Origin of the sequence: Histidinibacterium aquaticum (genome assembly GCF_008710275.1) — a bacterium.
Lineage (GTDB): Bacteria > Pseudomonadota > Alphaproteobacteria > Rhodobacterales > Rhodobacteraceae > Oceanicola > Oceanicola aquaticus.
The window spans coordinates 423,869-436,272 of the sequence record NZ_VYQE01000001.1; the positions used below are offsets into that span (position 1 = coordinate 423,869).

The window sequence follows — 12,404 nt, forward strand, 5'->3', positions numbered from 1 at the left end:
CGTGCCATGTTAGCGCCAACGAAGTCCGGAGGCCCCACATGCGCGACATCCTCACCGTCACGCTCAACCCCGCGCTCGACCTGGCGACCTCGGTCGCGCACGTCCAGCCGAACGTGAAGCTGCGCTGCTCCCCGCCCGACACCGACCCGGGCGGCGGGGGCCTGAACGTGGCGCGGGCCATCCACCAGATGGGAGGCCAGTCGCGCTGCTTCGTCGCCCTTGGCGGCGACACCGGGCAGGCGCTCCTCAACCTGCTGACCAGCGCCGGATTGACACCCGTCGTCTACGAGGCACCGGGCGAGACCCGCCAGAGCCTCGCGGTGACCGATCTCTCGACCATGGACCAGCTGCGTTTCATGCTCCCCGGTCCCGAGTGGCACCGCAGCGACATCGACGCGGTGCGCGAGGCGCTGCGCGAGGCCGCCACCGGCGACGGCTACCTCGTGCTGTCGGGCTCCGGGCCCTCCGGCGCCGCGCCCGACCTCTACGCCCGGATCTGCGGCGATTTCGCCGAGACCGACGAGGAGATCATCCTCGACACCTCGGGCCCTGCCCTCGCCCACCTGGCCGCGGGTCAGAAGAAACCGCCCTACGTGCTGCGCATGGACCAGCACGAGGGAGAGGAACTGGCGCGGCGTCCGCTGGCCTCTCGCGAAGAGAGCGCGGGCTTCGCCGCCTCCCTTGTGCGGCGCGGGGCGGCCCGGCTGGTGATTATCGCCCGCGGCGCGGACGGCTCGGTCATGGCGACGGCCGATCGCCGTCTGCATGTCTCCGCCGCCCCGGTCGTCGTGAATTCCAAGGTCGGCGCGGGCGACAGCTTCGTCGGCGGCTTCACCATGGCGCTCGCCCGGGGACAGGACGAGGCGGAAGCCATGCGCTGGGGGGCCGCCGCCGCATCGGCCGCCGTGACCACCCCCGGAACGCAGCTCTGCCATCTCGAGGACGTGGAGCGCTGCCTGCCCGACTGCCGGCTTTCGGAACTCTGATCGGACCCGGCGGCAACACCGAAGGCCCATCGGCCCGAAGGGCGGTTTCCGCCCGTCGCGCCGCCGCATAGGCTGCGGCGCGATCCAGTCCCCGGTGCCGCTGCAATGTCCCTTCTCCGCCTTCTTATTGTCCTGCTCCTGCTCGCCCCGCCGCTGGGCGCTCAGGACACCGGGCCGGACGGGCCCATCGCCGCCGTCAGCGACGGCGTCACAGACGCCGCGGTCGAACGCCGAATCCGCGAGATCCTGGCCGAGCTCGGAGGCTACGAGGACGTCACCGTCAGCGTCGCGGAGGGCATCGTGACGCTGCAGGGCACCACCACCTCGGCCCCGGAGGTCACCTCCCTCGGAGAACTCGCACAGCGCGTCGAAGGCGTGGTCGCCGTGAAGAACGAGGTGACGGAGACCGCGGACATCGCACGCCGCCTGAACCCGGCGATGGACCGGTTCCGGACGCGCGTGGAATCCGTCCTCATCGCCCTGCCCCTCGTGCTGATCGCGGCAGCCATCTTCGCGGTGATCGTCGGGATCGGCTTCGCCCTCGCGCGGCTGCGGCGGCCCTGGGACCGGATCGCGCCCAACGCCTTCATCGCGGATGTCTACCGCGCCGTGATCCGAGTCGTCTTCGTCATCGTCGGACTGGTCGTCGCGCTCGACGTGCTGAACGCCACCGCGCTGCTCTCGACGATCCTGGGCGCGGCGGGGATCATCGGCCTCGCCGTCGGCTTCGCGGTGCGCGACACCGTGGAGAATTTCATCGCCTCCATCATGCTCTCGATCCGCCAGCCCTTCGGGCCCAACGACGTCGTCGAGATCAACGGGGACCAGGGCAAGGTCATCCGGCTGACGAGCCGCGCGACGATCCTGCTCAACTTCGACGGCAACCAGATCCGCATCCCGAACGCGACCGTCTTCAAGAGCCGGATCGTGAACTTCTCCGCCAACCCCGAGATGCGCTTCATGCTCACCATCGGTGTCGATCTCATGTCCGACCTGGCGGAGGCGAAGCGGCTGGCGCTGCAGACGGTGCAGGGCCTCCCCTTCACGCTGGAGAGCCCCGCCCCGATGGTCTGGCTGGGCGAGATCACCGACAGCGGCGTGGAAGTGGTGGCGACCGGCTGGATCGACCAGCGCGAGAATTCGCTCCTGCTCGCGCGCAGCGAGGCGCTGCGGCAGGTCAAGCGCGCCTTCGCGGCGGCGGGCATCGAGATGCCGAACACCACCTACACCATCGTCCAGGCCGGCGAGAGCGCGCCCGCGGCCCCCGCCCCCTCGGCCGAGAGCGAGCCGGCCACCCTGGATGCGGTCGCCGAGACGGCGTCGGAGGATCTCGACGCCATCGTCGACGCCGAGCGGAACCAGAGGACGAGCCGGGACCTCCTGCGGGAGGACGCCCGGAAGGAGTGACGCGCAAAGGGGTTGCACCCCTCCGAATCCGACGCTATCTCCCCGCCTGCTGCTGGGGTGTAGCCAAGCGGTAAGGCAGCGGTTTTTGGTACCGTGTACCGTAGGTTCGAATCCTACCACCCCAGCCAGCCTTCGTCTTTCAGCGAGAGTACGGAACGCGCCGGTGTCGATGTGACAGGCCGGGTGCCCCCGCCGGGCCGCTCGACTGAAAAATCCCGGCGCCCCCAAGGGGGACGCCGGGCCGGATTTCTCACAAGATGCCGAGGCTCTCCTGCGCTGCTCTTCAACGCCGGGATCGAGCTAGCCTTCGGTTTTCGCGGTCCGCGACAGCAGCTCCTCGAAAGTCGAGGCGGCGCGGCCCGGTGCGCGGACCTCGCTGGCCTCTTCCAGGTTCACCGGCTCTCCGGCGGCGATCACGGCGACCATGCCCATGCCGTAGTGCGGCTTGCAGCGGATGCCGTAGACGCCTTCTTCGGTGACCTCGATGACGACCTCCTCGTTCATGCCGCCGACGACCATCTCCGCGCCGTCGGGAACCATGCCTTCCACCGTCTCCGCGTTGTGGCCGCGATCGGTCGGGACGAAGCGCACGGTGTCTCCTACCTCGGCGTCGATGAAGGCGGGCTCGAAGACCATCGCGCCGGCCTCGCCCCGGTTCAGCATCTTGACGACGTGCTCCTCGGCGACGGCGCTCTGCGCGACGAGGGCGGCGAGCGCGGTGGAGATCACGAGGCTCATGCGGGTCATGTTCTGTCCTTTCATGTCTTGAGAACATCGATGGCCCCAATCTGGGGATTTCCGCGGATCGACACGTTGCTGCGGCGCAAACTCCGGCGAAGGTCGCGAACTTTTCCCGAACGCGCCCGAAGCTTGCTCTGGCACAACGTTTGCCGCGGGCGGACCTCGTACCTTCAGCTCATCCGATACGGGATTGAGAAGGAGACAGACAGATGATCACCCGTAGAGCCGCACTCCTCGGAGCCGTTGGCGCAGCCGCCGCTCCGATCCTCGCTTCGGCCGCGAAGGCCGAGAGCGCACCGGACATGACGGCCGCGGTGGCATCGGACGTCGCGCACCTGCCGCGCATCAAGCGCGAGCTGGTCGCCCCGCCCTTTGTCCACGAGCATGAGCAGGTCGCCCCGGGCGGTCCCCGCGTCGTGGAGTTCACGATGGATATCGTGGAACAGGAGATGCAGATCGCCGACGACGCCTGGGTGCAGGCGATGACCTTCGACGGCTCCGTTCCGGGCCCGATGATGGTGGTCCACGAAGGCGACTACCTCGAGCTCACGCTGCGCAACCCGCCGACGAACATGCTGGAGCACAACATCGACTTCCACGCCGCCACCGGCGCGCTGGGGGGCGGTGCCCTGACCAAGGTCATGCCCGGCGAGCAGACGATCCTCCGCTTCAAGGCCACCCGGCCCGGCGTCTTCGTCTACCACTGCGCGCCCGGCGGCTCGATGATCCCCTGGCACGTCGTCTCGGGCATGTCGGGCGCGGTCATGATCCTGCCCCGCGACGGGCTGAAGGACCACGACGGCATCCCGGTCCGCTACGATCGCCTGGCCTACATCGGTGAGAACGACTTCTACGTTCCGAAGGACGAGACTGGCGCCTATCGCCGGTACCCGGACGCGGTCTCGGGGTACGCCGACATGATGGACGTGATGAACGGGCTCATCCCGACCCACGTGGTCTTCAACGGGGCCGTCGGCTCGCTGACGGGCGACAGGGCTCTCAAGGCCAACGTGGGGGAGAAGGTCCTTATCATCCACGCCCAGGCGAACCGCGACAGCCGTCCGCACCTGATCGGCGGGCACGGTGACCTCGTCTGGGAGGCCGGCAAGTTCAACAACGCGCCTGCGCGGGACTTCGAGACCTGGTTCATCCGCGGGGGTTCGGCGGGAGCGGCGCTCTACGAGTTCCTCCAGCCCGGCGTCTACACCTACGTGAACCACAACCTCATCGAGGCGGTGAACCTCGGCGCGACGGCCCACTTCGTGGTCGAGGGGACCTGGAACAACGACCTGATGGAACAGGTGCAGGCCCCGACCGCCTACGGCGCGTTCTGACGCCACTCGAGCGCAGGTGGGATTTGGGGCGGCTCTCGGGCCGCCCCTTTTTCGTTGAAGGAGGATGACATGAAACTTGCATCGGCCCTGCTTCTTTCCGCGGCCCTCGGAGCGGTCGGGCTGGGGGGCTGGGAGGCCACGCGAACGGACGCTTTCACCGTGAGGCCCGAGACGGTTGTCGTGCCTCCGGGCTCCTATGACTGGCGGCCCTCGGGGGACTGGCTGAAGGACGGCAAGCCCGTCGATCCGCCGCTGATCCGGCGGGACGCAGACGCGCCGCTCGAGATCATGACGTACCAGGTGAGCCGCGGGGACTACTCCGCCTGCGTGGCCGCTCGCGCCTGCCCCGAGACCGGCACCGACCTCGCGCAGGCCGACCTGCCGATGGTGCAGGCCAATCTCTCGGACGCGACGGCCTACGCGGACTGGCTCTCTGACGAGACGGGGGAAACCTGGCGGTTGCCGACGGACGAAGAGTGGCAGCGAGCGGCCGCGGAACGCTTCGTCGACGACGCGACGATCGGTGGCGACTACGACACCTACGATCCGGGGCGCTGGCTGAATGCCGCCTATGCCCGGAACACCAAGGGCCGCTGGGACTCCGTGCAGCCGGTCAGGCCGCCGGGCGCCTTCGGGTTCAACAGCCACGGCATCGCCGATCTCGGCGGAAACGTCTGGGAGTGGACGACCACCTGCCAGAGCTCCGGCGTGGTATCCGATGAAGGTGAAATGACCGTGCGGACGGAGAACTGCATCGCCCGGATCGTGGCGGGTCAGCACCGCGCGCTGATCGTCGACTTCGTCCGAGACGCCCGGGCCGGAGGATGCGGCGCCGGGATCCCGCCGGATCACCTCGGCTTTCGTCTGGTCAGGGACACCCCTGCCTGAGCGGTGGGCGCCCCGAAGCCAACGGGGCGCCCTCAAGTCATCATGATCCGGAGGTTGCCGAGAGGAGCGGCGTCAAACCGGCCATCGGCCTGCCCTCGGCGGCCCCACCTCGCCGCCGCCCTCATGCCGTCTGGGCACGCTTCCTTTCCGGGGCCGGAAGAGCCAACCACGGCGCTATCCGGGCGACAACGATAGCGAACCCGGCGGTCCAGAGTGTGGCAGCCAGCGTGATCCCGTCCACCCCGGCGAGTTCGGAGTAAGCGCCGAGCGCCCGCAGGAGGGCCGCCCCGACGATGAGAACGAAGGCCGCCGTGAGCGCGGGACCGGCATCGAGGCTCCGTCCGGTGTGACCCCGGGTGGCGCGCATCATCACCGCGAGGGTCATGCCGCCGATCGCTCCGATCCCCAGGAGGTGGATGCCCATGGCAGGAGCGACCCAGCCCACCGAAGCGGCCGCGGTCGCAAACAGGCCCATGGGCACGAAGGCGTAGGCTATGTGAAGCATGAGCAGCAGGGGCGAACGCCATGTGGCACGCCCTTCCCACCGAACGAGGCGGACGACGTGGAGGCCCCCCGCAAGCCCGAGAGCGAGACCCGCCGCGACCGACCACGGTGCTGCGGTCCAGGTCAGTAGTCCGGTCGCCCCGACCGCCAGCGACAGACCGTCGAAACGGCCGAAGGGCTTCGGCATCCGCGAAGCGCCCCGCTTGGCCAGCCAGTTGCGCGTGAAGCTCGGGATGATCCGCCCCCCGATCAGCATGATCAGGAAGACCACCACCGAGAACCCCAGCCGGAGCCCATAGTCCGCCGCCCCTTTCGTCATGGCCTCGGCATGGAACATGAGGTTGGCGGAGAGAAAGAGCAGGACCGGAACGCAGACCTTGAGGTTGCGCCAGTTCCGCCCGGCGACGATCTCGCGCGCGATCATCGCGCAGACCGCAGCGAGGAACGCTGCATCGACGATCATAACTCCGACGTCCGGTAGCCCCAACACCCCGGCGACGGCGAGCCTGCCGAGGATCCAGAGTGTCAGTAGACCGAGCAACGGCCAGCCCCGGGCCGGCATCCGGCCCGTCCAGTTCGGGACCGCGGTGAACAGGAAGCCGGCGATCACGGCGGCCGCGTAGCCGAAGAGCATCTCGTGAACGTGCCAGTCCACCGGGCTGAACGGGCCGCTCAGCGCGACGTCGCCACGCCAGGCCAGCAGCCAGACCGGCACGACGAGGACGCCGAAGAGCGTGGCGGCAAGAAAGAAGGGGCGGAAGCCGTAGCTGAACAGGGCCGGTCCTGTGAAAGGGGCGCGGAGATGGGACATCGAGGGACTCCGGTGACTGAAGCGAGGGGGGCGGGCCGGCCAGGGAAAACGAGAGTCCGGCCCGCCGACGGTCCGGCCAGGTGTGCGACCGGCCGTTCCGTCGCCTCGGAGGATGCGATATCGGTGCCGGTGCGAACTTTGTCCTGCCACAACTTCGGAGGCCCTCGGTGCCCCGCCTCGACGAAAGCCTGCTGACCGGACTGCCCCCTTTCTCACGGCTGGAGAGAGCGCAGATCCGCGAGATCCTCGACCAGGCCACCTCCCGCCGCTACGACGAGGGCACGGCCGTGTTCCGCGAGGGGATGCAGGCCGACCGTTTCTACCTGCTTCTCGACGGGCACATCAGGGTCGTCCGGACCACCCAGGACGGCGAGCAGGTCATCGCCCTGCATATTCCGCCGGGCCAGCTCTTCGGGATCGCGCCCGCCATCGGGCGGGAGACCTATCCCGCGACCTCGATCTGCGCCTCTGAGTCTCTCGCGCTCTCCTGGCCGGTACGCCTCTGGTCCGAGTTCGCGGCCCGGTACGACGGCTTCGCGACGGAGAGCTACAAGACGCTCGGAGAGCGGCTCGGCGAGTTCCAGACGCGGGTCACCGACCTGGCGACGAAAGCCGTGGAGCAGCGTGTCGCCTCGGCGCTCCTTCGCATGGTCAACCAGTCCGGCCGCAAGACCGAGGACGGGATCGAGATCGCCTTTCCGATCACCCGGGCAAATATCTCCGAGATGACGGGGACCACCCTGCACACCGTCAGCCGCCTGCTTTCGGCCTGGCAGAAGCAGGGCATCGTCCAGTCCACCCGGAAGCACATCACCGTCACCGAACCGCACCAGCTCGTCCTGATGAGCGGCGCGGCGGGGTAGATCGTACTCCGGTCAGTCCTCGGGCAACGTCACCAGCCCGGCAGCGCGGCGGATTTCCTCGCGGAAGCCGTCCTCGTCCAGTTCGTATTCCTCGCAGGCGTCGATGACGGTGTGAAACGGCGCGATGGGGCAGCCGACGCAGAGCATGCGCCGCTCGATGAAGGCCGTCGCCACGTCGGGCCATTGATCGAACATCCGCGCGAGCGGAAGGTCGGGGTCGTCGAAATCCGGACGGCGCATGGTCTGGCTCCCTTGAACGTGCCGCCAGATTGCTCTGCCCGACCGTGACGTTCTTTGCGCCGGCGCAACAAGCGCGACGCCGAACCACGCTACCCCCGGCCCATCGCAACGATCCGAGAAAGGCCGGGGAATGTCGGAAATCCTCACCAAGTCCCGGGCGCGAAACGTGTTCTATGGGGGGTCGATCTTCTTCATAGGCATCTTCGCGGCCATGACGGTGCACTCGCACCGCTACATCGTCTCCACCTCGACCTCAGAGATGGAGCTCTCCGAGGAGGTCGTCCTGGGCAAGCACGTCTGGGAGCGGAACTCCTGCATCAACTGCCACACGCTGCACGGCGAGGGCGCCTACTTCGCACCCGAGGTCGGCAACGTGATGACCCGCTGGGGCGTCGTCGACGACCCCGAGGGCGCCTACCAGATCCTCGATGGCTGGATGCAGTCGCAGCCCTCCGGGATCGAGGGCCGCAGGCAGATGCCGCATTTCGACCTGACGGAGGAAGAGACCCGCGGCCTCGCGGAATTCCTGCGCTGGGCCGACAAGAACCACACCCAGGACTGGCCGCCGAACGACGCCGGCTGAGGAGGGACACCCAATGAAATTCAAGTCACAACGCGTCGCGCTCTGGTACTTCTACGCGGCGCTCGCGCTCTTCGCGATCCAGGTCTCCGGCGGGCTGCTCGCCGGCTGGATCTACGTCGCTCCGAACACGCTGTCGGAGCTGCTTCCCTTCAACATCGTGAGGATGATCCACACCAATGCGCTCATCGTCTGGCTGCTGCTGGGCTTCTTCGGCGCGGCCTACTACCTCGTGCCGGAAGAGGCGGAGCGGGAGCTCTTCTCTGAAAAGCTCGCCTGGGCACAGCTCATCATCCTGCTGGTCGGCACGCTTGGCGCCGTCGGCTCCTACCTCGTGGGCATCCACGGCGGGCGCGAGTTCCTCGAACAGCCGCTCTGGGTGAAGTTCGGCATCCTCGTCGCGGCGGTGATCTTCCTCGTGAACATCTCGCTGACCGCCCTGGCGGGCCGGAAGACGGCGATCACCAACATCATGCTGGTCGGCCTCTGGCTGCTCTGCCTGCTGTGGATCTTCGCCTTCATCAACCCCGACAACCTGGCGCTCGACAAGATGTACTGGTGGTTCGTCGTGCACCTCTGGGTCGAGGCGACCTGGGAGCTGGTCATGGCCGCGATCCTCGGCTTCTTGATGCTCAAGCTCACCGGCGTCGACCGAGAGGTGATCGAGAAGTGGCTCTACGTCATCGTCGCCACGGCGCTCTTCTCGGGCATCCTCGGGACCGGTCACCACTACTACTGGATCGGCACGCCCGGATACTGGCAGTGGGTCGGCTCGATCTTCTCGACCTTCGAGGTGGTGCCGTTCTTCGCGATGATGTCCTTCGCCTTCGTGATGGTCTGGAAGGGCCGCAAGAACCACCCGAACAAGGCCGCGCTGCTCTGGTCGCTCGGCGCCTCCACCGTCGCCTTCTTCGGCGCCGGGGTCTGGGGCTTCCTGCACACGCTGCATGGTGTGAATTACTACACCCACGGCACCCAGGTGACGGCGGCGCACGGGCACCTAGCCTTCTACGGGGCCTACGTCGCGCTTAACCTCGCCATGTTCACCTACGCGATGCCGATGCTGCGCGGACGCGCGCCCTACAACCAGGTGCTCAACATGGCGTCCTTCTGGCTGATGACCGGTGGCATGGCCTTCATGACCTTCACGCTGACCTTCGCCGGGACGATCCAGACGCACATGCAGCGGGTGCTGGGCGACTACTACATGGTGGTGCAGGACGACCTGTCGCTCTTCTACCTCATGCGCTTCGGCTCGGGCGTGGCCGTCGTGCTGGGCGCGATCCTCTTCATCTACTCGACGGTCGTGGTGCGGCGAGGCGAAGTCGTCACGCCCGGCCCCGCCAACCCCGTGCCGGGAGAGTGAGCCATGACCAGTCTCGCAAGCCTCAAGCCCGCACCCTTCTACAGCCCGCAGTCAGACGAATGCGCCGTCTTCGAAGCGGCCCACGCCAACCGGTTGCCCCTTCTCCTGAAGGGGCCCACCGGCTGCGGCAAGACGCGCTTCGTCGAGCACATGGCGGCCCGGCTGGGCCTGCCGCTCCACACCGTCGCCTGCCATGACGACCTCTCGGCGGCGGACCTGATCGGGCGCTACCTGCTGAAGGGCGGAGAGACCGTCTGGGTCGACGGCCCCCTGACGCGGGCCGTTCGCGAAGGGGGCATCTGCTACCTCGACGAGGTCGTGGAGGCCCGGAAGGACGTCACCGTCGTTCTCCACCCTCTGACCGACGACCGGCGCCGCCTCGTGATCGACCGGACCGGAGAGGAGCTTCAGGCGCCGGAGAGCTTCATGCTCGTGGCTAGCTACAATCCCGGCTACCAGAACGTCCTGAAGAAGCTGAAGCCCTCGACGCGCCAGCGCTTCCTCTCCATCGGCTTCGACTTCCCGGAGATCGCCACCGAGACCGGCGTCGTGGTCCGGGAAAGCGGTCTGGACGAGGGGCGGGCCTCCGGGCTCGTCCGGCTCGCCCGGCATATCCGGTCGCTCTCTGGCATGGACCTCGAAGAGGGTGTCTCGACGCGGCTGCTGGTCTATGCCGGCTCGCTGATCGCGGGAGGCATGACCGTCGACCGGGCGCTCGAGGTCGCCATCATCGAGCCGCTGTCGGACGAGCCGGACACGCAGCAGGCCCTGCGCGACCTCGCCGCGACGGTCTACGGGTGACGCCATGATCCATGCACTCGACCTGATGGAGCCGGAGGAGACCGTCGGAAACCTCTGGCACGACTGGGCGAGCCGCCAGGGCGCGGCTGCCCGGCATGCGGAGGCGGCCGTCACCTTCGACGAGATGCGCCGCAGTGCCGCGACGCTCTTTCGCGCGCTCGGCGGGGCCCCGGGGACGGAGATCGTCCCGGCCCCGGCCGCGACCTCGGCCCATCGCCTTTCGCGGCTGCGCCGGATCGGGACGCCACGCGAGATGGTCCATACGGCCGATTTCACCGGCGAGCGGCTGCGTCTGCCGCCGGTGATCGACACCTTCCCCGACCGGGCGCTGAACCGCGCCGCCTATCTCTGGCTCGCGGCTCTCGCGGCCCGGGTCGATGTGCCCCTGCCCGAGCCGGATCCCTATCTACGCGACCTGCAGGAGCTCTCCGCCCTCGTCGCCGCCTCGGACGCGGCCTATCTCGCCTGTCCGGGTCTGCGCGAGGCCCACAACGCCATGTGCACACACCTGATCGCCGCGCGGGCCCGGACCGGCCTGCCGGCACACGAAGCGGCCGTCGAGTCGCTCATCCTCGATCAGCTCGGCGGCGGGGCGGGGATCGGGGCGCTGCTCGGCGGGCCCGCGCCGCGCGGCTACCGGACCTATGAACCGGTGCCTATCTGGCTCCGCCTGCGCCGGGAGGACAGCGGCCAGGCGCCGAAGGGCGCCGAGGAACCGACCGAGACACCGGCGCTCGCGACGACGACGCGCAAGAGCGCCAAGCGCGAGGACCGCGACCAGGCGAACCGGAGCGACAGCTTCATCGTCCACCGCTTCGAGTCGATCATGTCCTGGGCCGAGAGCCTCAACATCAACCGCATGGTCGATGACGACGACGCGGAGAACGCCCAGAAAGCGGCCGAGGACCAGGATCACCTGACGCTGTCCGAACACCTCAAGCGCGCGGCCTCGCGCCTCCGCGTGTCGCTCGACCTCTCGCCACAGGACGCCGAGCACGAGCGGCTCGCCGGGCGTTTCACCTACCCCGAGTGGAACCACCGCACCAATGCCCTGATGCCCGACCACGTGCGCGTTCTCGAAGCCGTGGCGACGGAGGCGACGGGCTATTCTCCCGATCCCCGGCTCGTCGCGCGGGTGCGGCGGCAATTCGCGCCGCTCCATCCGCGCCGCGTGATCCTATCCCGGCAGGTCGACGGCGACGATCTCGACCTCGACGCGGTGGTCAACGCGCGGGCCGATCTCGCCGCGGGGCACAGCGGCAGCGACCGGGTCTGGCAGGCCAGCCGCCAGACCGCCCGCGACCTCTCCGTCGCGATTCTGATGGACTGTTCCCGCTCGACCGAGGCCACGCTCGGCGACCGTCCCGTTATCGACACCGCGCGCGAGGCGCTGGCCGCTCTCGCAGCCGGTATCGACAGTGCGGGCGACCGGCTCGCGATCTGGGGGTTCTCCTCGCTGCGCAGGGACCGGGTCTTCCTGACGCGGGCCAAGCGCTTCGACGAGCCGATGGGCACCTCGGTCACCGCGCGTCTCGGCAGCCTCAGGCCCGGCCATTACACCCGTCTCGGCGCCGCGATCCGGCACGTCTCGGCACAGCTCTCCGAAGAAGGCGCGACCCGGCGGCTGCTTCTCGTCCTGACGGACGGCAAGCCCAACGATCTCGACCACTACGAAGGCGTGCACGGGATCGAGGACAGCCGCATGGCCGTGCGCGAGTCGCGCGCCGCCGGCCAATCGGTACACGGCGTGATCGTCGACGCCGACGGGCAGGACTGGTTCGCCCGCATCTTCGGCCGGGCGGGCTTCACGCTCCTGCCCGACCCCGACCGGTTGCCTCGCGCGCTGCCGGACATCTATCAGACCCTCACCATGGAGACCTGAC

General features: G+C 68.5%; 12 protein-coding genes and 1 tRNA gene. 10 read left to right on the plus strand and 3 right to left on the minus strand.

Annotated elements, in window-relative coordinates; all coding sequences use genetic code 11:
• Positions 1–38 precede the first annotated feature (38 nt).
• The 3 genes from F3S47_RS02130 to F3S47_RS02140 all read left to right on the plus strand — a co-directional run bounded on the left by F3S47_RS02130 (position 39) and on the right by F3S47_RS02140 (position 2,521).
• A complete protein-coding gene (locus F3S47_RS02130) occupies positions 39–986 on the plus strand; it encodes a 1-phosphofructokinase family hexose kinase (protein WP_150443559.1) in 948 nt (315 codons plus the stop codon).
• A gap of 105 nt (positions 987–1,091) precedes the next feature.
• On the plus strand, positions 1,092–2,393 hold the full coding sequence (locus F3S47_RS02135; RefSeq protein ID WP_150443560.1) for a mechanosensitive ion channel family protein: 1,302 nt from the start codon (positions 1,092–1,094) through the stop codon (positions 2,391–2,393).
• A gap of 53 nt (positions 2,394–2,446) precedes the next feature.
• Positions 2,447–2,521, plus strand: a tRNA-Gln gene (locus F3S47_RS02140).
• 172 nt (positions 2,522–2,693) lie between these two features.
• On the opposite strand, the gene F3S47_RS02145 is transcribed toward F3S47_RS02140, so the two are convergent.
• A complete protein-coding gene (locus tag F3S47_RS02145) occupies positions 2,694–3,140 on the minus strand; it encodes a pseudoazurin (protein ID WP_223877690.1) in 447 nt (148 codons plus the stop codon).
• 203 nt (positions 3,141–3,343) lie between these two features.
• On the opposite strand from F3S47_RS02145, the gene nirK reads away from it, so the two are divergent.
• Positions 3,344–4,468, plus strand: a complete 1,125-nt coding sequence (gene nirK / locus F3S47_RS02150; protein WP_150443561.1) for a copper-containing nitrite reductase — start codon at positions 3,344–3,346, stop codon at positions 4,466–4,468.
• A 69-nt stretch (positions 4,469–4,537) separates the two neighbouring features.
• Positions 4,538–5,356 carry an SUMF1/EgtB/PvdO family nonheme iron enzyme gene (locus tag F3S47_RS02155; RefSeq protein WP_150443562.1) on the plus strand — a complete coding sequence of 273 codons (819 nt, stop codon included), beginning with the start codon at positions 4,538–4,540 and terminating at the stop codon, positions 5,354–5,356.
• Positions 5,357–5,477: 121 nt separating this feature from the next.
• Here the strand turns inward: F3S47_RS02155 and F3S47_RS02160 are convergent, their stop codons facing one another.
• Entirely contained in the window at positions 5,478–6,671 is a 1,194-nt protein-coding gene (locus tag F3S47_RS02160; RefSeq protein WP_150443563.1) for an NnrS family protein, read from the minus strand.
• A gap of 167 nt (positions 6,672–6,838) precedes the next feature.
• Between F3S47_RS02160 and F3S47_RS02165 the strand changes: the two genes are divergently transcribed.
• Positions 6,839–7,534 carry a Crp/Fnr family transcriptional regulator gene (locus F3S47_RS02165; RefSeq protein WP_150443564.1) on the plus strand — a complete coding sequence of 232 codons (696 nt, stop codon included), beginning with the start codon at positions 6,839–6,841 and terminating at the stop codon, positions 7,532–7,534.
• 12 nt (positions 7,535–7,546) lie between these two features.
• On the opposite strand, the gene F3S47_RS02170 is transcribed toward F3S47_RS02165, so the two are convergent.
• A complete protein-coding gene (locus tag F3S47_RS02170) occupies positions 7,547–7,774 on the minus strand; it encodes a DUF1858 domain-containing protein (protein WP_150443565.1) in 228 nt (75 codons plus the stop codon).
• Positions 7,775–7,904: 130 nt separating this feature from the next.
• Between F3S47_RS02170 and F3S47_RS02175 the strand changes: the two genes are divergently transcribed.
• From F3S47_RS02175 to F3S47_RS02190, 4 genes are read left to right on the plus strand one after another with little or no spacing between them, the layout of a single operon-like run.
• Complete coding sequence (locus F3S47_RS02175; protein ID WP_150443566.1) at positions 7,905–8,357, plus strand: c-type cytochrome; 453 nt, start codon at positions 7,905–7,907, stop codon at positions 8,355–8,357.
• A 13-nt stretch (positions 8,358–8,370) separates the two neighbouring features.
• Positions 8,371–9,720, plus strand: coding sequence for a cbb3-type cytochrome c oxidase subunit I (locus tag F3S47_RS02180; protein WP_150443567.1), 1,350 nt, complete (start codon positions 8,371–8,373; stop codon positions 9,718–9,720).
• Positions 9,721–9,723: 3 nt separating this feature from the next.
• Positions 9,724–10,521, plus strand: coding sequence for a CbbQ/NirQ/NorQ/GpvN family protein (locus F3S47_RS02185; protein ID WP_150443568.1), 798 nt, complete (start codon positions 9,724–9,726; stop codon positions 10,519–10,521).
• A gap of 4 nt (positions 10,522–10,525) precedes the next feature.
• The gene (locus F3S47_RS02190; RefSeq protein WP_150443569.1) at positions 10,526–12,403 is read left to right on the plus strand and encodes a nitric oxide reductase activation protein NorD; all 1,878 of its coding nucleotides are present in this window, start codon (positions 10,526–10,528) and stop codon (positions 12,401–12,403) included.
• Position 12,404: the final 1 nt, after the last annotated feature.